Origin of the sequence: Ectopseudomonas oleovorans, assembly GCF_029845265.1 — a bacterium.
GTDB classification, from domain to species: Bacteria; Pseudomonadota; Gammaproteobacteria; order Pseudomonadales; family Pseudomonadaceae; genus Aquipseudomonas; species Aquipseudomonas oleovorans.
This window is the reverse complement of record NZ_JAOCLK010000005.1, coordinates 118,988-142,892: the sequence shown is the minus strand read 5'-3', so window position 1 is coordinate 142,892 and position 23,905 is coordinate 118,988. Positions and strand designations below refer to the sequence as shown.

The 23,905-nt window shown below is 63.4% G+C and carries 15 protein-coding genes and 2 tRNA genes; 13 read left to right on the top strand and 4 right to left on the bottom strand.

Annotation, left to right across the window (positions count from 1 at the left end; genetic code table 11):
• The first annotated feature begins 108 nt into the window (after positions 1 to 108).
• Entirely contained in the window at positions 109 to 2,043 is a 1,935-nt protein-coding gene (locus N5J71_RS04510; protein ID WP_084340819.1) for a methyl-accepting chemotaxis protein, read from the top strand.
• Positions 2,044 to 2,164: 121 nt separating this feature from the next.
• Here the strand turns inward: N5J71_RS04510 and N5J71_RS04505 are convergent.
• Together N5J71_RS04505 and N5J71_RS04500 are read right to left on the bottom strand one after the other, a co-directional pair.
• Positions 2,165 to 2,251: transfer RNA gene (locus tag N5J71_RS04505), tRNA-Leu, on the bottom strand.
• 84 nt (positions 2,252 to 2,335) lie between these two features.
• Positions 2,336 to 2,422, bottom strand: a tRNA-Leu gene (locus N5J71_RS04500).
• Positions 2,423 to 2,629: 207 nt separating this feature from the next.
• On the opposite strand from N5J71_RS04500, the gene rnr reads away from it, so the two are divergent.
• From rnr to alr, 8 genes are all read left to right on the top strand, one after another.
• Positions 2,630 to 5,125: a ribonuclease R gene (gene rnr / locus N5J71_RS04495; RefSeq protein ID WP_004423253.1), complete on the top strand. Its 2,496-nt coding sequence runs from the start codon at positions 2,630 to 2,632 to the stop codon at positions 5,123 to 5,125.
• The gene (rlmB, locus tag N5J71_RS04490) at positions 5,122 to 5,886 is read left to right on the top strand and encodes a 23S rRNA (guanosine(2251)-2'-O)-methyltransferase RlmB (RefSeq protein WP_074855070.1); all 765 of its coding nucleotides are present in this window, start codon (positions 5,122 to 5,124) and stop codon (positions 5,884 to 5,886) included. Before rnr ends, rlmB begins: the two co-directional genes overlap by 4 nt.
• Positions 5,887 to 6,601: 715 nt before the next feature.
• A complete protein-coding gene (gene rpsF, locus N5J71_RS04485) occupies positions 6,602 to 7,024 on the top strand; it encodes a 30S ribosomal protein S6 (protein ID WP_003246846.1) in 423 nt (140 codons plus the stop codon).
• 28 nt (positions 7,025 to 7,052) lie between these two features.
• The gene (rpsR, locus tag N5J71_RS04480; RefSeq protein ID WP_003246847.1) at positions 7,053 to 7,283 is read left to right on the top strand and encodes a 30S ribosomal protein S18; all 231 of its coding nucleotides are present in this window, start codon (positions 7,053 to 7,055) and stop codon (positions 7,281 to 7,283) included.
• Between the two features lie 36 nt (positions 7,284 to 7,319).
• Positions 7,320 to 8,213: a YybS family protein gene (locus tag N5J71_RS04475; protein ID WP_104730035.1), complete on the top strand. Its 894-nt coding sequence runs from the start codon at positions 7,320 to 7,322 to the stop codon at positions 8,211 to 8,213.
• 21 nt (positions 8,214 to 8,234) lie between these two features.
• Positions 8,235 to 8,681, top strand: a complete 447-nt coding sequence (rplI, locus tag N5J71_RS04470; RefSeq protein ID WP_108234431.1) for a 50S ribosomal protein L9 — start codon at positions 8,235 to 8,237, stop codon at positions 8,679 to 8,681.
• 117 nt (positions 8,682 to 8,798) lie between these two features.
• The gene (dnaB, locus tag N5J71_RS04465; RefSeq protein ID WP_004423263.1) at positions 8,799 to 10,193 is read left to right on the top strand and encodes a replicative DNA helicase; all 1,395 of its coding nucleotides are present in this window, start codon (positions 8,799 to 8,801) and stop codon (positions 10,191 to 10,193) included.
• Positions 10,194 to 10,352: 159 nt separating this feature from the next.
• A complete protein-coding gene (gene alr / locus N5J71_RS04460) occupies positions 10,353 to 11,429 on the top strand; it encodes an alanine racemase (RefSeq protein ID WP_074855149.1) in 1,077 nt (358 codons plus the stop codon).
• A 238-nt stretch (positions 11,430 to 11,667) separates the two neighbouring features.
• Here the strand turns inward: alr and N5J71_RS04455 are convergent, their stop codons facing one another.
• The gene (locus N5J71_RS04455; protein WP_279916397.1) at positions 11,668 to 13,575 is read right to left on the bottom strand and encodes a diguanylate cyclase domain-containing protein; all 1,908 of its coding nucleotides are present in this window, start codon (positions 13,573 to 13,575) and stop codon (positions 11,668 to 11,670) included.
• Between the two features lie 290 nt (positions 13,576 to 13,865).
• Here N5J71_RS04455 and N5J71_RS04450 point away from each other — a divergent pair, with 290 nt between their 5' ends.
• The 4 genes from N5J71_RS04450 (at position 13,866) to N5J71_RS04435 (ending at position 23,158) form a co-directional block, all read left to right on the top strand.
• Complete coding sequence (locus N5J71_RS04450; RefSeq protein ID WP_279916396.1) at positions 13,866 to 16,145, top strand: YgiQ family radical SAM protein; 2,280 nt, start codon at positions 13,866 to 13,868, stop codon at positions 16,143 to 16,145.
• Positions 16,146 to 16,375: 230 nt separating this feature from the next.
• Positions 16,376 to 19,669, top strand: coding sequence for a transglutaminase family protein (locus N5J71_RS04445; RefSeq protein ID WP_279916395.1), 3,294 nt, complete (start codon positions 16,376 to 16,378; stop codon positions 19,667 to 19,669).
• 112 nt (positions 19,670 to 19,781) lie between these two features.
• The gene (locus tag N5J71_RS04440; RefSeq protein WP_084341826.1) at positions 19,782 to 22,268 is read left to right on the top strand and encodes a circularly permuted type 2 ATP-grasp protein; all 2,487 of its coding nucleotides are present in this window, start codon (positions 19,782 to 19,784) and stop codon (positions 22,266 to 22,268) included.
• The gene (locus N5J71_RS04435) at positions 22,265 to 23,158 is read left to right on the top strand and encodes a transglutaminase family protein (RefSeq protein WP_257597659.1); all 894 of its coding nucleotides are present in this window, start codon (positions 22,265 to 22,267) and stop codon (positions 23,156 to 23,158) included. Before N5J71_RS04440 ends, N5J71_RS04435 begins: the two co-directional genes overlap by 4 nt.
• 50 nt (positions 23,159 to 23,208) lie before the next feature.
• Here the strand turns inward: N5J71_RS04435 and azu are convergent, their stop codons facing one another.
• Complete coding sequence (azu, locus tag N5J71_RS04430; protein ID WP_257597701.1) at positions 23,209 to 23,658, bottom strand: azurin; 450 nt, start codon at positions 23,656 to 23,658, stop codon at positions 23,209 to 23,211.
• Positions 23,659 to 23,905 lie beyond the last annotated feature (247 nt).

The window sequence follows — 23,905 nt, the reverse complement described above, 5'->3', positions numbered from 1 at the left end:
TCCGTTCTTATGGGGGCTCCCGCGGGGAGCTGGGCATGCGCTTTGCTTGTATCAATAAATCCCGGAAGTCGCCGTTATAGCTATTACGGTTGTTGAGGAGTGTTCCCCGTGTTCGCCATCGTTTCCATGTTGCGTAGCCGTTTGTTGCGCCCGGTGTTCGTCGCGCTTGGCCTGGCCATGTTGGTGCAGGTCGGTTTGGCTGTTTGGCTGATGCGCGCCTCGGTCGACGGCATGGTCGAGGATCTGGCGCAGCGTCTGGGCGGTGAGAGCCGCCGCCTGGGTGAAGAGTTGAGCATGGCTGAGCGTGAGATGAGTCAGGGCCTCGCTGCGTTGGCCGGCAGTACCCGGGCTCGCCTTGGTGAGGGGCTTTCCGGGCAGTTGAAGGATGAGCAGGCTCAGTTGCGCGTGGTACTCGAGGGCAATCTCAAACAGTCCGGTCAGGCGCTCGCGCAATTGCTGGCTGGGGTGGCGCCGAAGTCCATTTGGGATCTGGATATTCCTGCGCTCACTGCGCTTACCCGAATCGCCCAGCAGGATCCGGCGGTGTTGTTCGCCATCATCTATGACGCCGATGGTCAGCGCCTGACGCGCAACTTCAATCGCAGTAATGCGCAGGTGCGTGAGCTGGTCGCTGCCGGGCAGGGTGACTCGCCGCTGGAGAAGCTGGTGGAGGCGGCCTCGCGTGATCCGCGTGTATACGTGGTCGAGGCGCAAATCAGTCCGATGGGGGCGTCGATCGGCAAGGTGCAGATGGGCCTGTCACTGGATGTGGTGGAAAAGGAGCTGGCCGCGCTCGACGGCCGCTTTGCGTCGTTGGTCAGTGGTGCCGGTGAGTTGGTCGACAGCAGCCTGGCAGGTGCTGCCGAGGAGGCGACCGGTGCGCTGCGCGAGCGTCTGCAGTCGGCTGAGCGCTACACCCAGGAAATGGCACGCAACGGTGGTGAGTCGGTGCGCGTGGCGGCGGATTCGCTGCGCTGGAACATCGCCCTCGGCCTGTTGATCGTGGGGGCGCTGGCAATGGTCGTGGTGGCGCTGGTGCTTGGCTGGCGAGTGCTCAGTCGCTTGCGCCTGCTCAGCGCGGCGCTGAACGATCTGGCGGCGGGCGAGGGCGATCTGACCCGGCGCGTGAGCATCGACAGTCAGGACGAGGTCGGCGAGATGGCCGATGCAGTCAATCGCTTCATCGCCAAGCTGCAACCCATCGTGCGTGAGTCGGGTGAGGTGGCGTTGCGTACCGGTGAGCAGATTCGCAGCTTGACTCAGCGCGGCGTGGCGGCCGAGGCAGCGGCCGGCCGGCAGCGTGATGAGGTGGCGGGTAGCCTGCAGGCGTTGGAGCAAATGGCCGACGAGGCGCAGGCGGAAAGCCAGGCCATGCAGGAGGCGCTGCAGCGCGTCGACACCATCCGCCAGGCGGCGCACGAGAACGCGGCTATCGCTCAGCGTCTGTCTGCGCTGATCGAGGGCTTGGTGGCGCGGGTGGCCGATGGCTCGGCAGTGATCGAGCGCCTGGCCAAGCAGAGCGAGCAGATCGAGGTGGTGCTGACGGTGATTCAGTCCATCGCCGAGCAGACCAACCTGCTGGCGCTCAATGCCGCCATCGAGGCGGCGCGCGCTGGCGAGAGTGGTCGCGGGTTTGCCGTGGTGGCTGACGAGGTGCGTGCGCTGGCGAGCAAGACTCAGCAGTCCACCGGCGATATCCAGACCCATATCGCTGCCCTGCAGCGGGGCGCGCAGGAGGCGGTCGCCGCCATCGCCCAGGCGGGCGCGCAAGGTAGTGAAGGGCTGCAGGTGCTGCGTGACAGTGCGCGCCTGCAGCAATCGGTGCAGCAGTCGGTAGACGAAGTGCATGGCGCCATCAATGCGGCAACTCAGGCCGCGGCACATCAGGCGGACGGTGCGGGAGCGGTACGCGGGCGTGTAGAGATCATTCATGCCGAAGCGCAGCGTGCGGCAGAGGCGGTGGCAGCGATAGCCGGCAATGCGCGCGCGTTGGACGAGCTGGCAGCTCAGCTCAAGGCCAGCCTAGGGCAATTCAAAGTGTAGGGTACGCAGTGCGCACCTCGCTGTTCTATGGTCTGGGCGGGGGGCGTAGCGCGCCCTGCGAGGAGGTCTGCTTTTTCGTGGGCAATAAAAAACCGAGCCATTGGCTCGGTTATTTGAAATTTGGTGCCCAGGAGAAGACTCGAACTTCCACGACCGTTAAGTCACTGATACCTGAAACCAGCGCGTCTACCAATTCCGCCACCTGGGCACTACAGCAATGTTCGTCGTTGCCGACACGGAGCGTTGCATCCGTTTATTTGTAAAGTGGGTTATCAAACCACTTCACGAAATTTGGTGCCCAGGAGAAGACTCGAACTTCCACGACCGTTAAGTCACTGATACCTGAAACCAGCGCGTCTACCAATTCCGCCACCTGGGCACAGAAACCGATGAATCATCATCTGCTTCGTGTTACAACGTCTGCTCGACGCTGTGGGCGCGAACTATACGGGCGGGCATTTACCTTGTAAACCCCTGACCCCAAAAAATTATTGTCGCCGGAAAAGCTGCCTTGAATGACGTTTTCGCGCTTCAATAGGCAAATGGCATACACCTTTTATACATAAGCATAGGTAATCCTTCCTACATGGCCGATTGGCAATCCCTCGATCCCGAGGCCGCCCGCGAGGCGGAAAAATACGACAACCCCATCCCCAGTCGCGAACTGATCCTGGCCCATCTGGCCGAGCGAGGTTCGCCCGCCAGTCGCGAGCAGCTGGTCGAAGAGTTCGGTCTCGATACCGAGGACCAGCTTGAAGCGCTGCGCCGCCGCCTGCGCGCCATGGAGCGCGATGGTCAGCTCATCTATACCCGCCGCGGCACCTACGCGCCGGTGGACAAGCTCGATCTGATCTGCGGGCGCATTAGCGGTCACCGCGACGGCTTCGGCTTCCTCGTGCCGGATGACGGCAGTGATGACCTTTTCCTCAGTCCGGCGCAGATGCGTCTGGTGTTCGATGGTGACCGTGCCCTGGTGCGCGTGGCCGGTCTCGACCGGCGCGGCCGTCGCGAAGGCAGCATCGTCGAGGTGATCAGCCGTGCTCACGAGAGCATCGTCGGCCGTTACTACGAAGAGAACGGCATCGGCTTCGTCGTTGCCGACAATCCCAAGATCCAGCAGGAAGTGCTGGTCACCCCAGGGCGCACTGCCGGTGCGCGCATTGGTCAGTTCGTCGAGATCAAGATCACTCACTGGCCTACGCAGCGTTTCCAGCCGCAGGGCGACATCGTCGAGGTAATCGGCAACTACATGGCGCCGGGCATGGAGATCGACGTGGCGCTGCGCAGCTACGACATCCCGCACGTCTGGCCCGAGGCGGTAGTCAAGGAAGCGCGCAAGCTCAAGCCTGAGGTGGAGGAGAAGGACAAGGAGAAGCGCATCGACTTGCGCCATCTGCCTTTCGTCACCATCGATGGTGAAGACGCCCGCGACTTCGACGATGCGGTCTACTGCGAGAAGAACAGCAGCCGTTGGAAGTTGTTCTCCGGTGGCTGGAAACTCTACGTGGCCATCGCCGACGTCTCGCACTACGTCAAGGTCGGCTCGGCGCTGGATGCCGAGGCGGTCGTGCGCGGCAACTCGGTGTATTTCCCCGAGCGCGTCGTACCGATGCTGCCGGAGGAACTGTCCAACGGCCTGTGCTCGCTCAACCCGCATGTCGATCGCCTTGCCATGGTCTGCGAAATGACCATGTCCAAGAGCGGCCAGATGGTCGACTACAAGTTCTACGAGGCGGTGATCCACTCCCATGCGCGCCTGACCTACAACAAGGTCAGCCTGATGCTGGAAGATCCCAAGAGCAGCGAGGGCAAGTCCCTGCGCAGCGAGTACAAGGAGGTCCTGCCGCACCTCAATCAGCTCTACGCGCTGTATCAGGTACTGGCCGCCGCTCGTCACGAGCGCGGCGCCATCGACTTCGAGACCCAGGAAACCCGCATCATCTTCGGCGAAGGGCGCAAGATCGCGGAGATCCGCCCGACCCAGCGCAACGATGCGCACAAACTGATCGAGGAGTGCATGCTGGCCGCCAACGTGGCCACCGCGCGCTTCATGCAGGATCACCAGATCCCGTCACTGTATCGCGTGCACGGTGGCCCGCCGCCGGAGCGCCTGGAGAAACTCAACGCCTTCCTCGGTGAGCTGGGGTTGTCGCTGCAGCGTGGCAAGTCCAAGGATGGTCCGTCACCCAAGGACTATCAGCGCCTGCTGGAAAGCATCCGCGAGCGCCCGGACTATCACCTGATCCAGACCGTGATGCTGCGTTCGCTGAGTCAGGCGGTGTACAGCGCGCAGAACGAAGGGCACTTCGGCCTCAATTACGAGGCTTACACTCACTTCACCTCGCCGATCCGTCGCTATCCCGACCTGTTGGCGCATCGTGCCATTCGCAGCGTGATCCGTTCCAAGCGCGACACCAAGCACGTGGAGCGTGCCGGTGCGGCAGTCATGCCCAAGGCGCGTATCTATCCGTACGACGAAGCGACCCTGGAAAAGCTCGGCGAGCAGTGCTCGATGACCGAGCGCCGTGCCGACGAAGCGACCCGCGACGTGGTCAACTGGCTCAAGTGCGAGTTCATGCAGGATCGTGTCGGTGAGACCTTCCCCGGTGTGATCACTGCCGTGACCGGTTTCGGTATTTTCGTCGAGCTGCGCGACATATACGTCGAGGGCCTGGTGCATGTGACCGCGCTGCCGGCCGACTACTACCACTTCGACCCGGTTCACCATCGTCTGTCCGGCGAGCGCAGTGGGCGCAGCTTCCGCTTGGGCGATAGCGTCGAGGTCAAGGTCATGCGCGTCGATCTCGACGAGCGCAAGATTGAATTCGAACTGTCCCAGGCCGCTGAGCGTGAGGCCATTGGTCGTGGCAGTCGCGCTGGCAAGGCGCCGAGCATGGGCAATACCGACGTGCAGAAGAGCCGAGACGTGAAGAAGGCGCTGCTGGCCGGCGCCAAGGCTGGCAAGGGCGCTGCCGGCAAGTCGGCGAGCAAGCCGGCCGGTGGTGCGCGCAAAGGCTCCGGGCGTAGTGACAGTGCCCCGCCAGCTGCCGGAAAGCCGCGCAAGCGTAAGGCCAAGTCATGAGTGATCTGGAAAAGATCTACGGCGTACATGCCGTAGAGGCCATGCTGCGTCATCATCCCAAACGGGTGAAGCAGGTCTGGCTGGCCGATGGTCGCAGTGATCCTCGGGTGCAGCCCTTGCTGGAGCTGGCTGCGCAGTCTCGCGTAAAAGTGGGGCAGTGCGAGCGCCGTGAGATGGACGCCTGGGTCGAGGGTGTGCACCAGGGTGTGGTTGCCGATGTCAGCCCCAGTCAGGTCTGGGGCGAGGCGATGCTCGAGGAGTTGCTTGAGCGCTGCGAGGGCCCGCCTTTGCTGCTGGTGCTCGACGGCGTGACCGACCCGCACAACCTTGGGGCTTGTCTGCGCACGGCAGATGCCGCCGGCGCGTTGGCGGTGATTGTGCCCAAGGACAAATCGGCAACCCTCAACGCCACGGTACGCAAGGTGGCCTGTGGTGCTGCCGAGGTGATTCCGCTGGTGGCGGTGACCAACCTGGCGCGCAGTCTGGAGAAGTTGCAGCAGCGCGGCCTGTGGGTGGTTGGTACGGCCGGTGAGGCCGAGCTTGAGGTCTATCAGCAGGACATGACCGGGCCGACCGTGCTGGTCATGGGGGCCGAGGGCAAGGGAATGCGCCGTTTGACCCGCGAGCATTGCGATTACCTGGTCAAGCTGCCCATGAGCGGCAGTGTCAGCAGTCTCAACGTCTCGGTTGCTACCGGGGTCTGCTTGTTCGAGGCGGTGCGTCAGAGAAACAATAAGCGTCAGGTAAAAAGCTCCAAGTAACAGCGATTACTGCGGGCCGGTGTGCGTGCTGCGTACCCCGGCCGTCGTAGGGCGTACTCGGCTTTGGCATTCTGCGCTGCTCTACCTCCTGCATTCAGCAGTCGTCACGAAGCAGTACGCCAGGTGTCCTGATGGAGCGTAATGCTGGACTCGGTATGCCTTGGCGGACTGTTCGCTGCGCTCCTGGGTCCGCCCTACGTCCTAGGGTTTGTTGCCGTTTCGCGCACGGCCGCGACGGAGCCAGTTTTTGCGTGGGGCTAGGCGCGAGACGCGAAGTTTGGTCGCCCAAATGAGCCGTCGAGTAACGACGTACCACGCAAAAACTGGCCCGTCCCTTCGGGTTGCGCGGCAAATTGCGCCATGCGTCGTTGCTGGATTTGGCAGGGGAACGACCATTACCTGCATCCCGCGCCTCGCGTGGCGCAATTTGGCGCAGCAACGCGGCTCACGTCGAAACGGCAACAGACCCTAGTCCTATGCTCTGCGCTCCAGGTTGTCTTACGCTCGGGGCCTGCTGCCCACGGATGCGCCCGCGGCTGGCTGTTCAAATAATCGCCAATCTGCCTTGCGTGCGGCGAGGGGCTTCTCTAGAATGGCGCCCCTTGCCGTGACGGCAGGCCCTTTCGCGCCTACCGCCTGGCAAGCTCATCACGAGAAAAACCCACTCCTTGCCTGACCACCTTAGTTGGCAGGCTACAACCCGTAAGGAGCATTTATGCGTCATTACGAAATCATCTTTCTGGTTCACCCGGACCAGAGCGAGCAAGTCGGCGGCATGGTCGAGCGTTACACCAAGCTGATCGAAGAAGACGGTGGCAAGATTCACCGCCTGGAAGATTGGGGCCGTCGTCAGCTGGCTTACGCCATCAACAACGTCCACAAAGCCCACTACGTGATGCTCAACGTAGAGTGCACCGGCAAGGCCCTGGCCGAGCTGGAAGACAACTTCCGCTACAACGACGCCGTGATCCGTAACCTGGTCATCCGTCGCGACGAGGCCGTCACTGGCCAGTCCGAGATGCTGAAGGCCGAAGAAAACCGCAGTGAGCGCCGCGAGCGTCGTGAACGTCCTGAAAACGCCGAGTCCAACGACGGCGATGACAGCGACAGCAACGACAGCGACAACGCTGACGAGTAATCCACGGATCTATTGAGGAGCCAATCACATGGCACGTTTCTTCCGTCGTCGTAAATTCTGCCGCTTCACCGCTGAAGACGTGAAAGAGATCGATTTCAAAGATCTCAACACCCTGAAAGCCTACATCTCGGAAACCGGCAAAATCGTTCCTAGCCGTATCACCGGTACCAAGGCTCGTTATCAGCGTCAGCTGGCCACCGCTATCAAGCGCGCCCGCTTCCTGGCCCTGCTGCCCTACACCGACAGCCACGGCCGCTGAGACCGGGCAGTCGACAAGAGTTAAGGAATAGATCGCATGCGCGCCCTGGCTGAATACATCATGCGCGGCCGTATGCAGGCCACCCTCGTGGTGGTGGGATCGGCAGCGATGCCGCTGTTGTTCTGGTTGAGTGCCGCCGCTGGCAGCCTGGTGCTGTTGCGGCGTGGAGCCAGTGATGCCATCGGCATCCTGGCCTGGGCCATGCTACCGGCGATTGCCTGGTGGTATTTCGGCGAACCGCGCACCTTGCTGGTGCTGGTCGGCGCGCTGGGGTTGGCGTTGTTGTTGCGCGCCAACTGGACCTGGAACCGCATACTGCTGAGCAGTGTGGCGCTGGGCCTGGTGTATGGATTTGTCCTTGGGGCAGTGTTCCGCGAACCCATCGCGGCCATGGCTGGTGAGCTGCAGAAGCTGCTGCCAACCATGTTCGATGGGGCTCACCAGCAATTGTCGGTGGGTGAACGCGAGCGTCTCGAGGCACTGATCGCACCGGTGCTGACCGGACTGCTGGCAGCCTTGCTGCAGATTCTGAGCTTGCTGAGCCTGATCCTTGGGCGTTACTGGCAGGCCGTGTTGTACAACCCTGGCGGTTTTGGTCGCGAGTTTCGCGCGCTGAGGCTGTCGCTGCCGCAGGCGCTGTTGCTGCTGGCGGGCATGATGCTAGGTCCCAATCTGGGGCCGCAGTTGGCCATGCTCACGCCGCTGTGCAGTGTGCCGCTGCTGTTCGCCGGGATCGCCCTGGTGCACGGCCTGGTGGATAAGGGTGGGCTCGCCCGCTTCTGGCTGGTGGGCATGTACATCACGCTCCTGCTGTTCATGCAGCTGATCTATCCGTTACTGGTGGTCTTGGCCATCGTCGACAGTCTGTTTGATTTTCGCGGTCGCCTGGCGCGCAAGAATGGCCCGGGCTCTGCGAACGGTGAAGGTTAAAAGTTAAGAGGTAAGACCCAAATGGAAGTCATCCTGCTGGAAAAAATCGCCAATCTGGGCAACCTGGGCGACAAAGTGAACGTTAAAGCCGGTTACGGCCGTAACTTCCTGCTGCCGCAAGGCAAAGCCACCGCTGCTACCGCTGAAAACGTAGCTGCGTTCGAAGCCCGTCGCGCCGAGCTGGAAAAAGCTGCTGCCGAGAAGAAAGCTTCCGCTGAATCTCGCGCTGCTCAGCTGGCTGAGCTGGAAGTCACCATCACCGCCACCGCTGGCGATGAAGGCAAGCTGTTCGGTTCCATCGGCACCCACGACATCGCTGACGCCCTGACCGCCTCCGGCGTTGAAGTGGCCAAAGCTGAAGTTCGTCTGCCGAACGGCACCATTCGCCAGATTGGCGAATACGACGTAGCTGTGCACCTGCACACCGACGTTGAAGCCACCGTCAAGGTGATCGTGGTCGCTGCTTAATCAAGTAGCCGCCAGGCGGACTTGCGCTGTAGCGTAGGTCTGCTGACAATCGGGCACGGTATCGCTCTGCGATCCGTGCCCTTTGTTTTTCTATCGCAGTATTTTCTTCCCGAGCCTATGAACGACATCAGCATTCCCGAGCAATACGACCTGCAGACTGCCGCCCTGAAAGTGCCACCGCACTCCATCGAGGCGGAACAGGCGGTGCTCGGCGGCCTGATGCTCGACAACAATGCCTGGGAGCGCGTGCTCGATGGTGTGTCGGATGTCGACTTCTATCGCCACGACCACCGGCTGATCTTCCGCGCCATCTTCAAGCTGGCCGAGCGTAACGAACCCTTCGACGTGGTGACCCTGTCCGAGCAGTTGGACAAGGAAGGGCAACTGTCGCAGGTCGGCGGTCTGGCCTATCTCGCCGAGCTGGCGAAGAACACGCCGTCGGTGGCCAACATCAAGGCCTATGCGCAGATCATTCGTGAGCGCGCCACCCTGCGCAAGCTGATCAGCATCAGCAACGAGATTGCCGACAGTGCCTACGCCCCGGAAGGCCGTACCGGCGAGGAGATTCTCGACGAAGCGGAGCGCCTGATCTTCCAGATCGCCGAAGACCGCCCCAAGACTGGCGGGCCGGTGGGCATCAACGACATTCTGGTCAAGGCCATCGACCGCATCGACACGCTGTTCAACAACGGCGACGCGATTACCGGTCTGTCCACCGGCTTCGATGACCTGGATAACCTGACCAGCGGTCTGCAGCCGGCCGACATGATCATCGTCGCTGGCCGTCCGTCGATGGGTAAGACCACCTTCGCCATGAACCTGGTGGAAAACGCGCTGATGCGTAGCGACAAGGCGATCCTAGTGTACTCGCTGGAGATGCCTTCGGAGTCCATCGTCATCCGTATGCTCGCCTCGCTGGGGCGCATTGACCAGACCAAGGTGCGTGCCGGCCAGCTGGATGACGACGATTGGCCGCGGCTGACCAGCGCGGTCAACCTGCTCAACGACCGCAAGCTGTTCATCGACGATACCGCCGGTATTTCCCCGAGCGAGATGCGGGCGCGCACGCGGCGTCTGGCACGCGAGCACGGTGAGATCGGCCTGATCATGGTCGACTACCTGCAGCTGATGCAGATTCCCGGTTCCAGCGGCGATAGCCGGGTCAACGAGATTTCCGAGATATCGCGCTCGCTCAAGGGCCTTGCCAAGGAATTCAACTGCCCGGTCATTGCCCTGTCGCAGCTCAACCGTGGCCTGGAGCAGCGCCCGAACAAGCGCCCGATCAACTCCGACTTGCGTGAGTCCGGTGCAATCGAGCAGGACGCCGACATCATCCTGTTCGTCTACCGCGACGAGGTGTACCACCCGGAGACCGAGTACAAGGGCGTGGCCGAGATCATCATCGGCAAGCAGCGTAACGGCCCGCTGGGTACCGCGCGCCTGGCCTTCCTCGGCAAGTATTCGCGCTTCGAGAACCTGGCACCGGGTAGCTACCAGTTCGAGGACGAATAACCGCGCGAGCAGTGTAGGAGCGAGCTCTGCTCGCGAATCAAGCAAGGTGAACGTTTCGCCAGCAGAGCCCGTGGCTACGGCAACAGTCTGATCTCGCTCAATGAAAACGGGCGCCCAGCGGTTAAGATGGGCGCCCGTTTTTTGTTCAGGCCTTCCGTCATGCGTCCGCTTGCCGCCATCGTCGACCTCTCAGCCATCGCTCATAACTACGCCGTGGCCAAGCGCTGCGCGCCCGGGCGCCAGGCCTTCGCCGTGGTCAAGGCCAACGCCTATGGTCATGGTGTGCGCGAGGTGGTCACGGCGTTGCACGAGATTGCCGATGGCTTCGCCGTGGCCTGTCTGGAGGAGGCGGCCGAGGTGCGCGCCATGCACGGTGAGGCGCGCATCCTGCTGCTGGAGGGCTGTTTCGAGGCCAGTGAATATGCCATCGCCGCGCAACTGGGGCTGGATCTGGCGCTGCAGAGCACGGCGCAGGCCGAGGCGCTGATTGCCAGTGAGCTGGTGCGTCCGCTCAACGTCTGGCTCAAGCTGGATTCGGGCATGCACCGCCTCGGTTTCGATGCCGCCAGCCTGCGCCACTGGCATGCACGGCTCGAAGACGCCGAGCAGGTTGCCGAGCTCAACCTGCTTAGCCATTTCGCCTGCGCCGACGAGCGCGGCCATCCGCTGACGGAGCTGCAGGTCGAGCGCTTTCTCGATCTGCTGGATCTGGATTTCAATCATCGTTCGCTGGCGAACTCGGCGGCCGTGCTGACCATTCCAGCGGCGCATATGGATTGGCTGCGCCCCGGCATCATGCTCTACGGTGCCACGCCGTTCGCCGAACTGAGTGCGCGCGAACTGGGGCTGAAACCGGCCATGACCCTGGCTGCGCGGGTGATCGCCGTGCGTGAGGTGGCAGTCGGTGAAAGCGTTGGTTATGGCGCGGCCTGGGTGGCCGAGCGGCCTTCGCGTATTGCCACGGTCAGCTGTGGTTATGCCGATGGTTATCCGCGTCACGCGCCCAGTGGCACGCCGGTGTTGATCGAGGGGCAGCGCGCCAAGCTGGCGGGCAGGGTGTCGATGGACATGTTGGCGGTGGATATCACGGACCTACCGGAAGCAGATGTAGATTCGCCGGTGGAGTTGTGGGGCGGCCAGTTGCCGGTGGATGAAGTGGCCATGGCGTGCGGCACTATCGGCTATGAGTTGCTGAGCAAGGTCACTGCGCGGGTGCCTCGGCGCTATATCGGCTAGCAGGCTGTTGAAAAACTACCTGCGTTGCCATTGCTGCGTTAAAAACAGGCTCGCGTGCGAGCCCAGTCAAAATGCTCATTTACAGCGCGTAAAGTCGAGCGCGACTCCGACCGTTTTTCGCCTGTTTTTGTGGGGCCGCCGTCGGTATTGCACTGGCTGCCTCGGCTCGGGCTTCCTGCTTCGCTCTACCTCCTGCATCCATGCAGTCGTCGCCTACGTTTTTCAACGGCCTGCTAGCCTAGGCCAGCCCGCTCGGGACTTTCAGTACGTCCAGCTCCAGGCAGGCCTGTTCGCTGAGCTCGCCATCGTCGCCATGCACGCGCGAATCGGAGCGGCCCAGTTCCTTTACCCGGTAAAGGGCCATGTCTGCCGCCTTGTACAGCCCGGTGAAATTTCTCGCATGGAGCGGGTAGAGCGCCACGCCGATGCTGATGGTCACGCGCAGGCGTTCGGCGCCGTAGTGCACGGGCTCGGATAGTTCTGCCAGCAGGCGTTCGGCGATCTCCCTGGCCTGGCTTTCGGCATCGCTGCCGCAGATCAGAGCGGCGAACTCATCGCCGCCCAGGCGGGCAACCGCATCGCCTGCGCGAACCTGCTCGCGCAGGCGCTTGGCGATTACCTGCAGCATCAGGTCACCGGCTGCGTGACCAAAACGGTCATTGATCGGCTTGAAGTGATCCAGGTCGATCAGCAGCAAAGCCACGCTCTCCTTGTGCCGCTCGGCGTGAGCCAGGGCCGACTCGCTACGCTCGACCAGATAGCGTCGATTGGGCAGTTCGGTCAGCGAGTCATGGAAGGCGGCGTGCTGCAGTTCGCGTTCGCGGTCGCGTAGCTGTTCGTTGGTCGCGGCCAACTCGGCGGTACGTGCGGTCACTGCAGCTTGCAGTTCGTCAGCGCTGGCCTGCAGTTGCGCCAAACGTGCGGTTTTCTCGCGATCGGCCTGTTGCAGGGCAACGGCGCGCTCCTGCTTGAGGATCTGGATGCGATAGGCCAGGGCGAAGGAGAACAGGATGGATTCGGCAGCCACTGCCAGAGGGAACACGTAGGCATTCCACTCGGCCGGCTGCAGCACGCCGGTGGTACGCAGCAGCAGAATGGCGACACTGCCCAGGACCAACCCGTAGCCGTACAGATACAGCTGCGCTGGGAAGAAACCCTGGCGCCAGCGGATTACGGCGCTGCCCAGGGCAGCAGGGATGCTGGTCAGCGACAGCAGGGCGATGGCCCAGGCAGCGAGGTAGCGCTGATCGAACAGGGTCAGAACGATGGCGATCAGGTAGATCACGCAGGCCATGTTCAGCAGATGATGCGCCCAGCGTACGTAAACGCGCGTCTGCAGCAGCGTCTGGGTGAAACGACTGGCGAACAGGCCCCACAACGACGGCAAGGTGATGCGGTCGAGCCACGCCGGCACCGGGTGGTTCGGCCACAGGTACTGCGCGCCGTGACCGGTCATGCTCATGATGAACAGCAGGGCGAAGGCGGTGGTCAGCACATACCAGAAATAGGCCTTGTCGCGCAGCGAGATGAGGATGAACAGGTTGTACAGCAGCAGTGCGAAGACCACGCCATAGATGACGCCGAGCGCCAGATTCTCGCGGGTGGCCAGTTGCGTGAGGTCGTCGAGCTGCCAGATGCGCAGCGGGAAGGAGTTGCCCGCCGGGTCGAAGGCGCGCAGGTAGAAGGTCGTTGGCTGTTCACCCAGGGTTGGCAGGTCGAACACCATGCGTCGGTAGGGGTGGTCGCGGTTTTCGCTGAAGGGGACTCGCTCGCCGGACTGACGCAACTGCCAGCCACCCTGGCCGTCAGGGAGATAGAGCTGCAGGTCCAGCTGAGTCACTGAGCCCACCTCCAGTACCCAGTAGGCGGGAGCGTACATGTCGCGTTGCAGAGTGAGTTTGATCCACCAGGGATTGAGGCTCTGGCCGACACTGGCACGGCCATTGGCCGGTTGAAAGCGCGACTGCTGCTCAGGCGCGGCGAGGTCATCGATGGCCAGAGTGCCCTGGTCGTCTTCCAGTAGCTCGATATGCGCATTGAGCGGCATGCCGCTGCTGGCGTCGGTGAGCACCACGGACGCCGCTGCCAGGCCCGTGGTCGACAGTCCCAACAGAAGAGCGAGCACTAAGGCGAAGCGCCGCGGCATAGATTTCCTGGAGTCGGCTGACCGAGTAGCTTGAGTATATGCACGGGATTGTTATCGGGCGAAAACAAATATGGCGTATGGCTACTGCAGGAAAATATCTGATTTTTCTGTCCTTTCTTTCCCCGGGTCGGTGTTGCGCCAGGGCCGATGCCCGGACCAGTGAGCCAGGCGCGTGCTTGAGCGTTCGTCGCCGTGCGCGCAGGCGGTATTAAACCCAGTGCAACAGTCTGGTTTGGTCAATATTTGTGCTATTATCCGCGCCCCTCGTGATAGCCCATTGATCAAAAAATATGCAAGCCGCCAAGCCGCTGTTCGACTATCCCAAGTACTGGGCCGAGTGTTTCGGGCCTGCGCCCTTCCTGCCGATGAGCCGGGAAGAGATGGATCAGCTCGGCTGGGACAGCTGCGACATCATCATCGTCACCGGTGATGCCTACGTCGACCATCCTTCGTTCGGCATGGCGATCATCGGCCGTCTGCTGGAAGCCCAGGGCTTTCGCGTGGGCATCATCGCCCAGCCGAACTGGCAGTCCAAAGACGACTTCATGAAGCTCGGCGAGCCGAATCTGTTCTTCGGTGTCGCAGCCGGCAACATGGACTCGATGATCAACCGCTACACCGCCGACAAGAAGATTCGCTCCGACGACGCCTATACGCCCGGCGGCCTGGCCGGCAAGCGCCCGGATCGCGCCAGCCTGGTCTATAGCCAGCGCTGCAAGGAGGCCTATACCCATGTGCCGGTGGTGCTCGGTGGCATCGAGGCGTCCTTGCGCCGTATCGCCCATTACGACTACTGGCAGGACAAGGTGCGCCGCTCGATCCTGATGGACGCCACCGCCGACATCCTGCTCTACGGCAACGCCGAGCGTGCCGTGGTGGAAATCGCCCAGCGCCTGTCGCGAGGCGAGAAGGTCGAGGCCATCACCGATGTGCGCGGTACTGCATTCATCCGCCGCGATACGCCCGAGGGCTGGTTTGAGGTCGACTCGACCCGTATCGATCGCCCCGGCCGCGTCGACAAGATCATCAACCCCTACGTCAATACGCAGGACACCGAGGCCTGCGCCATCGAGCAGGCCAAAGGGCCGGTCGAAGACCCGAATGAAGCCAAGGTCGTGCAGATTCTCGAAAGCCCGCGCATGACCCGCGACAAGACGGTGATCCGCCTGCCGTCGTTCGAGAAGGTGCGCAACGACCCTGTGCTCTACGCCCATGCCAACCGCGTGCTGCACCTGGAAACCAACCCGGGCAACGCTCGCGCGCTAGTGCAGAAGCATGGCGAGGTGGACGTCTGGTTCAACCCGCCACCCATCCCCATGACCACCGAGGAAATGGACTACGTGTTCGGCATGCCCTATGCGCGTGTGCCGCACCCAGCGTATGGCAAGGAGAAGATCCCGGCCTACGAGATGATCCGTTTCTCGGTGAACATCATGCGCGGCTGCTTCGGCGGCTGCACCTTCTGCTCGATCACCGAGCACGAGGGCCGCATCATCCAGAACCGTTCGCACGAGTCGATCATCCGTGAGATCGAGGAAATGCGCGACAAGGTGCCGGGCTTCACCGGCGTGGTCTCCGACCTCGGCGGGCCGACCGCCAACATGTACCGCATCGCCTGCAAGGACCCGGAGATCGAGAAGCACTGCCGCAAGCCGTCGTGCGTGTTCCCCGGTATCTGCGAGAACCTCAATACCGATCACTCCTCCCTGATCGAGCTGTACCGCAAGGCGCGTGCGCTGCCGGGCGTGAAGAAGATTCTGATTGCTTCTGGCCTGCGCTACGACCTGGCCGTCGAGTCACCGGAGTACGTCAAGGAGCTGGTGACCCACCACGTCGGCGGTTACCTCAAGATCGCCCCGGAGCACACTGAGCGCGGCCCGCTGGACAAGATGATGAAGCCGGGTATCGGCAGCTACGACCGCTTCAAGCAGATGTTCGAGAAGTACTCGAAAGAGGCGGGCAAGGAGCAGTACCTGATCCCGTACTTCATCGCCGCTCATCCGGGCACCACCGACGAGGACATGATGAACCTCGCCCTGTGGCTCAAGCGCAACGGCTTCCGCGCCGACCAGGTACAGGCCTTCTACCCGTCGCCGATGGCCACGGCCACGGCCATGTACCACTCGGGCAAGAACCCGCTACGCAAGGTCACCTACAAGAGCGATGGCGTGGAGATCGTCAAGAGCGAGCAGCAGCGTCGCCTGCACAAGGCCTTCCTGCGCTATCACGATCCCAAGGGCTGGCCGCTGCTGCGTGAAGCGCTGGAGCGCATGGGCCGTAGCGATCTGATCGGCAATGGCAAGCACCACCTGATCCCAACCTACCAACCGCAGACCGACGAGTACCAGAGCGCACGGCGCAAAAACTCGACGCCAGCGGGCAGCAAGAAAGTCGGCAAGATCCTCACCCAGCACAACGGCCTGCCGCCACGCGCCAGCGATGGCGCCAAGCCCTGGGACAAGCGCGAGCAGGCCAAGGCAGCGGCGTTCGCCAAGTTGCAGGAGCAGAAGAAAAACAGCGGCAAAGGTGCCAGCGGCAAGAAGAAGCCGCGTCCAGCTGTGCCGCGTTGAACATGACGCCAGCTTCGAGCTGGCGTAATGCTGTTTGCATGGTCGAATGAGTTAGAGTGCCGCTGCTGTCAGTTGTGCTCTGCGCCATTGCTGTGCATTCACTCGAGGCTGGTGCGGGTTACGCACTGCTATAGGGCTTGCCTCAATGCTCACCCTTGGAAAACGGTGTTGCGGCCCTGGCATAAGTCTTGCGCTGCACTGGGTATCGTCCAGGCTAGCAGGAGGCCGCCGTGTCGATTCATGTCGCGCTGCACCATGTCACCCACTACCGCTACGACCGTGCGGTCAACCTTGGGCCGCAGGTCGTGCGTCTGCGCCCGGCACCGCACAGTCGCACGCGTATCCTTTCCTACGCGCTGAAGGTCGAACCGGGCCAGCACTTCATCAACTGGCAGCAGGACCCGCAGGGCAACTACCTGGCGCGCCTGGTGTTTCCCGAGAAGACTCGCGAGTTCAAGGTCGAGGTGGACCTGGTCGCCGAGATGGCGGTGTTCAACCCCTTCGACTTCTTCCTCGAACCCTATGCCGAGCGCATTCCCTTCGCTTACACCGAGGGCGAGCAGCGCGAGCTGGCGCCTTATCTGGTCAAGCTGCCGGCCACGCCGCTGTTCGCCAAGTACCTGGCCGGCATTTCCCGCGAGCCGGTGCCCAGCATCGATTTCCTGGTGGCGCTGAATCAACGCCTGTCTATCGATATCCGTTACCTGATCCGCATGGAGCCGGGTGTGCAGACGCCGGAACAGTCGCTCGAGCTGGCCGCCGGTTCGTGCCGTGATTCGGCCTGGCTGCTGGTGCAACTGCTGCGTCACCTGGGGCTGGCGGCGCGCTTCGTCTCCGGTTACCTGATCCAGCTCACGGCCGACGTCAAAGCTCTCGACGGTCCCTCCGGCACCGATAAGGATTTCACCGACCTGCACGCCTGGTGTGAGGTGTATTTACCCGGGGCCGGCTGGGTCGGTCTCGATCCCACTTCAGGCCTGTTTGCCGGCGAAGGTCATATCCCGCTGGCCTGCAGCCCGGAGCCATCCTCGGCGGCGCCGATCACCGGTGGTCTGGACGAGTGCGAGGTGGAATTCGAGCACCTGATGAGCGTCGAGCGTGTGTGGGAAGCACCACGCGTCACCAAGCCCTACAGCGAGGCGCAGTGGCAGGCGATCCAGGCGCTGGGCCAACAGATCGACGATGACCTGCACAAGCACGACGTGCGCCTGACCATGGGCGGCGAGCCGACCTTCGTCGCTCTCGATTATCCCGATGACGACGAGTGGAACACCGCCGCGCTCGGGCCGAACAAGCGCCGCCTGGCGGCCGACCTGTTCTATCGCCTGCGCAACCATTACGCGCCCAAGGCGCTGGTGCATTTCGGTCAGGGCAAGTGGTACCCCGGCGAGCAGTTGCCGCGTTGGTCGCTGAACTGCTTCTGGCGTCGCGATGGTGAGCCGCTGTGGCACGACCCCAAGCTGCTGGCTGACGAAAAGCGTGGCTATGGCGCGACGGCAGAAACTGCCGAGCGTTTCCTGGGGACGCTGGCCGCGCATCTGGGGGTGGATGCTGGCAACGTTTTTCCGGCCTATGAGGATTGGTTCTATTACCTGTGGCGCGAGCGCAAGCTGCCGGACAACGTCACCCCGGATGACCCGCGCTTGAGTGATCCGCTGGAGCGCGAGCGCCTGCGCAAGGTGTTCGATCAAGGGCTCGACTCGGTGGTTGGCCACGTGCTGCCGTTGGCGCGTCAGGTGGTGGGCGAGGGCTGGCAGAGTGGGCGCTGGTTCCTGCGTGACGAGCATTGCCGTCTGTTGCCGGGCGACTCGGCGCTGGGTTATCGCCTGCCACTCGATTCGCTGCCCTGGGTCAGCCAGGCCGATTACCCCTACATCAATCCGGTCGACCCCAGCCAGGCGTTGCCGCCGTTGCCCAGTCCGGCGCAGATCCAGCGTCAGCTGCGCGGTGTCTGGCGCGGCGCCAGTGCCGGCCAGCAGAGCGCGCGCCCGGCCAACGGGCAATCGGCTGCCGGCATCGTCCGTACCGCGCTGTGCGCCGAGCCCCGCGATGGCCGCCTGTATCTGTTCATGCCGCCGCTGAGCCACCTCGAAGACTATCTGGAGCTGGTCGCGGCCATCGAGGCCGTGGCTGCCGAGCTTAAATGCCCGGTGCTGCTGGAGGGCTACGAGCCGCCGCTGGACCCGCGCCTGCAGTATTTCCGCGTCACCCCCGACCCGGGCGTGATCGAGGTCAACATCCACCCGGCTGCCAGTTGGGATGAGCTGGTCGAGCGCTGCGAATTTCTCTACGAGGCGGCGCGGCAGTCGCGTCTGTCCAGCGAGAAATTCATGATCGACGGACGCCACACCGGCACCGGCGGCGGCAACCACTTCGTCCTCGGTGGGGCGACGCCGGGGGATTCGCCCTTCCTGCGCCGTCCCGATCTGCTGCGTAGCCTGATCAGCTATTGGCACAACCACCCGTCGCTGTCCTATCTGTTCAGCGGGTTGTTCATCGGCCCGACGTCACAGGCGCCACGTGTCGATGAGGCGCGCAACGATGCGCTGTACGAGCTGGAGATTGCCTTCGCGCAGATGCCCGAACCGGGGCGCGACTGCCCGCCGTGGCTGGTCGACCGCCTGCTGCGCAACCTACTGGTGGACGTCACCGGCAATACCCACCGCGCCGAGTTCTGCATCGACAAGCTGTACTCGCCGGACTCGGCCACTGGTCGCCTGGGCCTGCTCGAACTGCGCGCCTTCGAGATGCCGCCGCATGCGCAGATGAGCCTGGCTCAGCAACTGTTGCTGCGTGCGCTGATCGCGCGTTTCTGGCAGGAGCCCTATCGGCCGGCGAAGCTGGTGCGTTGGGGCACCGAGTTGCACGACCGCTACCTGCTACCGCATTTCATCGAGCAGGACTTCGCCGATGTGCTGCAGGAACTGGGTGCCTTTGGCTATCGCCTGCGCAGCGAATGGTTCGCCCCGCATTTGGAGTTCCGCTTTCCCAAGGCCGGCGACTTCATGGTCAAGGGTATCGACCTGGAAGTGCGCCAGGCGCTGGAGCCTTGGCACGTGCTGGGTGAGGAGGGGGCGGTCGGTGGCACCGTACGCTACGTCGACTCGTCGCTGGAGCGCATGCAGGTGAAGGTGAACGGCATGGCGCCGGATCGCTACGTGCTGACCTGCAACGGCATGCCGGTGCCGTTGCGCCCGACCGGCAAGGTCGGCGAGTTCGTCGGTGGCGTGCGTTTCCGCGCCTGGCAGCCGGCCAGTTGCCTGCAGCCGACCATTGGCGTGCATGCGCCGCTGGTGTTCGACCTCATCGACACCTGGATGCAGCGTTCGCTGGGTGGTTGCCAGTACCATGTCGCGCATCCGGGCGGTCGTAACTACGACAGCCTGCCGGTCAACGCCTACGAGGCCGAGAGCCGGCGCCTGGCACGCTTCTTCCGCCTGGGCCACAGCCCCGGCAAGCGCCCTGTCATGCAGCCGATAGACAATAATGAACTGCCGATGACCCTGGATCTGCGTCGCGTTTGATTGAACAACCCGTAGGAGCCCGCTTGCGGGCGATTCGATGCACGCATAAAAGCATCGCCCGCAAGCGGGCTCCTACAGGGAACGCCTTGCGCCAAACCTTTTCGAGCCTGCCATGCACGACCTGCTAGCCGATTACCCGCCGCCTAACGGCGCCTACCACGAACTGCTCGACGCCAAGGGTAACGTGCGCCCGCACTGGCGCCGTCTGTACGAGCAACTGGCGCGCAGCCGCCCGGAGCACCTGGCGCAGCGTGAGGCCATGCTGGCGCGGCAGATCCAGGAAAACGGCGTTACCTACAACGTCTATGCCGACCCGGATGGCGCTGATCGCCCGTGGGAACTCGACCTGCTGCCCAACCTGATCCCCGCTGACGAGTGGCAGCAGATCGCCGCCGGCGTGGCGCAGCGTGCGACCCTGCTCAACCGCGTGCTGGCCGATCTCTACGGCCCGCAGAAGCTGATTGCCGAAGGCCTGCTGCCGACCGAGCTGGTGTTCGGCCATAACAACTTCCTCTGGCCCTGTCAGGGCATGCAGGCACCGGGCGGCACCTGGCTGCACCTGTATGCGGTGGATCTTGCCCGGGCGCCGGACGGGCGCTGGTGGGTCACCGCCGACCGCACCCAGGCACCCTCCGGTGCCGGTTATGCGCTGGAGAACCGGCAGATCGTCTCGCGCGCCTTCCCCGAGCTGTACCGCGATCTGCGCGTGCAGTACTTGGCCAGCTTCTTCCGTACCCTGCAGGACACCCTGGCACGCCAGGCGCCGAGCGGTGGCGAGACGCCGCTGGTGGTGCTGCTGACGCCAGGGCGCTTCAACGAAAGCTATTTCGAGCACCTGTACCTGGCGCGCCAGCTCGGTTATCCGCTGGTCGAAGGCAGCGACCTGACCGTGCGCGACGCCACCCTCTACCTCAAGACCCTGGCCGGCCTGCGCCGCGTGCATGCGGTGTTGCGCCGCCTCGATGACGACTACTGCGACCCGCTGGAGCTGCGCACCGATTCCGCCCTTGGCGTGCCCGGCCTGCTCGAAGCCGTGCGCCGTGGTCGCGTGCTGGTAGCCAATGCCCTGGGCAGTGGCGTGCTGGAGTCGCCCGGTCTGCCCGGCTTTTTGCCGGCGATCAGCGAGCACCTGTTGGGTGAGGAACTGCTATTGCCGTCCATTGCCAGTTGGTGGTGCGGCGAGCCGCCGGTGCTGGACGAGGCGCTGGAGAAACTCGACCAGTTGCTGGTGCGCCCGGCGTTCCCCTCGCAGAGCTTTACGCCGGTGTTCGGTCGTGACCTGGACGAGGCGCAGCGCGTCAAGCTGGCCGCGCGCCTCAAACAGAGACCCTACGCCTACGTGGCACAGGCGCGGGCCAAGTTGTCGCTGGCGCCGGTGTGGGATGGCAGCGGTTTGCAGCCGCGGGCCATCGGCATGCGCGTGTTCGCCGTGGCCAGCGCCGATGGCTACCGGGTGATGCCGGGTGGCCTGACCCGCGTGGCCGCCGAGGCCGATGCCGAGGTGGTGTCGATGCAGCGCGGCGGGGTGAGCAAGGACACCTGGGTACTCGGCACGCGGCAGAGCGGTGGCGAGCCCTGGCAGACGCAACGCACCCTGGGCACTGCCGACCTGGTGCGCAGCGACCCCTTCCTGCCTTCACGCGTGGTGGAGAACCTGTACTGGTTCGGTCGTTACGCCGAGCGCTGCGAGGGCAATGCGCGCCTGCTGCGCATCATGCTGGCGCGCTACGTCGATGACGATGACGACCCGCAGGCGCTGCAGAGCGCGCTGGCATTGGCGCAGGAATTGGGCCTGCTGGCAGATCCCGAGGAGGGCGAGCTGGCCGAGCGTCTGTTGCAGGCGCTGCTCGGCAGCGACTGGCCGGCCAGCCTGCGGGCCAATCTGCAGCGCTTGCAGTGGGCCGCTGGCAGCGTGCGCGGCAAGCTGTCCCAGGCCAACTGGCAGGCGCTGGTGGAATTGCAGCGCGAGGCGCAGCTGCTTGAAGGCCAACCGGCCGACTTCGGTGAACTGCTGGATTTTCTCAACCGCCTGCTGATGTCGCTGGCGGCGCTGTCGGGCTTCGCCCTCGACGACATGACGCGAGACGACGGCTGGCGCTTTCTCATGCTCGGCCGCTATATCGAGCGTTTGCAGTTTCTCTGCGACAGCTTCGCCGGCTTCCTGCGCAGCGGCTCGGCCACCGACCAGTCGGCGCTGGAATGGTTGCTGGAGCTGGGTAACAGCAGCATCACCTACCGCACCCGTTACCTGGCCTCGGCGCAGTTGATTCCAGTGCTCGACCTGCTGTTGCTCGATGAGCAGAACCCGCACTCCGTGATCTTCCAGATGCGCACCCTGCTGCGTTCGCTGGAAGGGCTTCACGAGCGCTTCGAGTTGCCCGCTGAGCGTTACCTGGCTTATCTGGAGGAGCAACTCACGGCCTTCAGCCTGGCCAGCCTGGAAAACCCGCTGTTTGGCCTCGGTAGTACCCGCGCGGTGCTCGAAGGCCTGGCCGATTTGCTGGTGGCCATCAGCGAGGCCGCTGGCGCGGTATCCGATCACCTCGGGCTGCGCTTCTTCGCCCATGTCGATGTCAGCCAGCGGACGCAATCCTCATGAGCAGCGCGCTGTATCAGGTGCTTCACGACACCCATTACCGATACTCGGCGCCGGTTTCCCTGGCCCAGCAGCTGGCGCACCTGTGGCCGCGCGAATGCCCCTGGCAGCGTTGCCATGAACGGGAGCTGCGCATCGATCCGCAGCCCTGTCAGCGCCGCGACGGTCTGGACGTGTTCGGCAACCCGCTGACCCGGCTGGTGTTCGAGCGCCCGCATGAGGCGCTGGTCGTCAGCGCGCGGTTGCGCGTCGAGGTGCTGGCGCGTGCGCCGCTGGAGCTGGACGACTCGCCGAATTGGGAGGCGGCCTGCGCGGCGCTCAGCTATAGCGGCAAGCCGATGGAGCCGGCATTGCTGGAAGCGGCACGTTACCGCTTCGAGTCACCCTATGTACGCCTCAAGCAGGTCTTCGCCGACTTCGCTGACGACTGCTTCACCTCTGGGCGCCCGTTGCTGCAGGCCGGCCAGGCACTGATGCAGAAGATTTTCGAGGAATTCAGTTTCGATGCCGGCGCCACTCAGGTGGCCACGCCACTGCTGCAGGTGCTGGAAGAAAAACGCGGCGTCTGCCAGGACTTCGCCCATCTGATGCTTGCCTGCCTGCGTTCGCGCGGCCTGGCGGCCCGCTATGTCAGCGGCTACCTGCTGACCCAGCCGCCACCCGGCCAACCACGGCTGATCGGCGCCGATGCCTCGCATGCCTGGATCTCGCTGTACTGCCCGCGTCAGGGCTGGGTGGATTTCGACCCGACCAACAACGTACGGCCGGCGCTGGAGCACATCACCCTGGCCTGGGGCCGGGATTTCTCCGATGTGTCGCCGCTGCGGGGGGTGATCCTGGGGGGCGGCAGTCACGATCCGGACGTGCAGGTCACGGTGCTGCCGTTGGGGTAGGAGGCGTGGGAGAGCGTCATGGCACCTCTCCCACGATCATCGCAGATCGTTTAGTCGACCAGGGTCAGGCTGCCTTTCATCAGCGAGTAGTGGCCGGGGAAGGAGCAGAAGAAGCTGTAGTCTTCGCCCGCCGCCAGCTTGCTGACGTCGAAGGTGGCCGAGGTGCTTTCGCCGCCGCCGATCAGGTCGGTGTAGGCGATCACGCGCTCGTCACCGGCTTTTACGTAGCTGGCCTCCGGGCCGGCGGGAATGCCGTCGGTGGCCACGCCGGGCATGTCGGCGGTCTTGCTCAGTACCCAGTTGTGGCCCATGGCGGTCTTGGGCAACGAGCCGGTGTGCTTGAGGTTGACGGTGAAGGTCTTGCAGCTCTTGCTGACGGAGATGGCCTGGGTGTTGAAGGTCATCTGGTCGGTCGATTCGACATCCACCGAGCATTCGGCAGCAAGGAGCGGGGTGCTGGCCAGGCCGAGCAGAGCGATTAGAGCAGCGTTACGCAACATCATGTGAAGTCTCCAGATTCTGAGTTTCCGGTCAGGTCCAGTGAAGGTTCGCACAGCTACCGCTGCTCATGGGTGCGACCGAACGCCACGGCGGTTATCCAGAAAAGCTGTGGATAGTTCTGTGGGGAAGCTCTGCAAGATCCGCCAGAGGCTCTGCCATGCGGGCTTGGCGAGGCGCTGTGCAGCTTTTGTCCAGATGTTCGTGGCGTTGCGAGAAAATGCTTTGTAATGAATTGCTTGAGTGAGC

What these genes read in the sequence shown, in the direction of transcription:
- rnr (WP_004423253.1), top strand. Translation starts at nt 2,630, where the DNA reads ATGGCCGATTGGCAATCCCTCGATCCCGAGGCCGCCCGCGAGGCGGAA.
- rlmB (WP_074855070.1), top strand. Translation starts at nt 5,122, where the DNA reads ATGAGTGATCTGGAAAAGATCTACGGCGTACATGCCGTAGAGGCCATG.
- rpsF (WP_003246846.1), top strand. Translation starts at nt 6,602, where the DNA reads ATGCGTCATTACGAAATCATCTTTCTGGTTCACCCGGACCAGAGCGAG.
- rpsR (WP_003246847.1), top strand. Translation starts at nt 7,053, where the DNA reads ATGGCACGTTTCTTCCGTCGTCGTAAATTCTGCCGCTTCACCGCTGAA.
- N5J71_RS04475 (WP_104730035.1), top strand. Translation starts at nt 7,320, where the DNA reads ATGCGCGCCCTGGCTGAATACATCATGCGCGGCCGTATGCAGGCCACC.
- rplI (WP_108234431.1), top strand. Translation starts at nt 8,235, where the DNA reads ATGGAAGTCATCCTGCTGGAAAAAATCGCCAATCTGGGCAACCTGGGC.
- dnaB (WP_004423263.1), top strand. Translation starts at nt 8,799, where the DNA reads ATGAACGACATCAGCATTCCCGAGCAATACGACCTGCAGACTGCCGCC.
- alr (WP_074855149.1), top strand. Translation starts at nt 10,353, where the DNA reads ATGCGTCCGCTTGCCGCCATCGTCGACCTCTCAGCCATCGCTCATAAC.
- N5J71_RS04455 (WP_279916397.1), bottom strand. Translation starts at nt 13,575, where the DNA reads ATGCCGCGGCGCTTCGCCTTAGTGCTCGCTCTTCTGTTGGGACTGTCG.
- N5J71_RS04450 (WP_279916396.1), top strand. Translation starts at nt 13,866, where the DNA reads ATGCAAGCCGCCAAGCCGCTGTTCGACTATCCCAAGTACTGGGCCGAG.
- N5J71_RS04440 (WP_084341826.1), top strand. Translation starts at nt 19,782, where the DNA reads ATGCACGACCTGCTAGCCGATTACCCGCCGCCTAACGGCGCCTACCAC.
- N5J71_RS04435 (WP_257597659.1), top strand. Translation starts at nt 22,265, where the DNA reads ATGAGCAGCGCGCTGTATCAGGTGCTTCACGACACCCATTACCGATAC.
- azu (WP_257597701.1), bottom strand. Translation starts at nt 23,658, where the DNA reads ATGTTGCGTAACGCTGCTCTAATCGCTCTGCTCGGCCTGGCCAGCACC.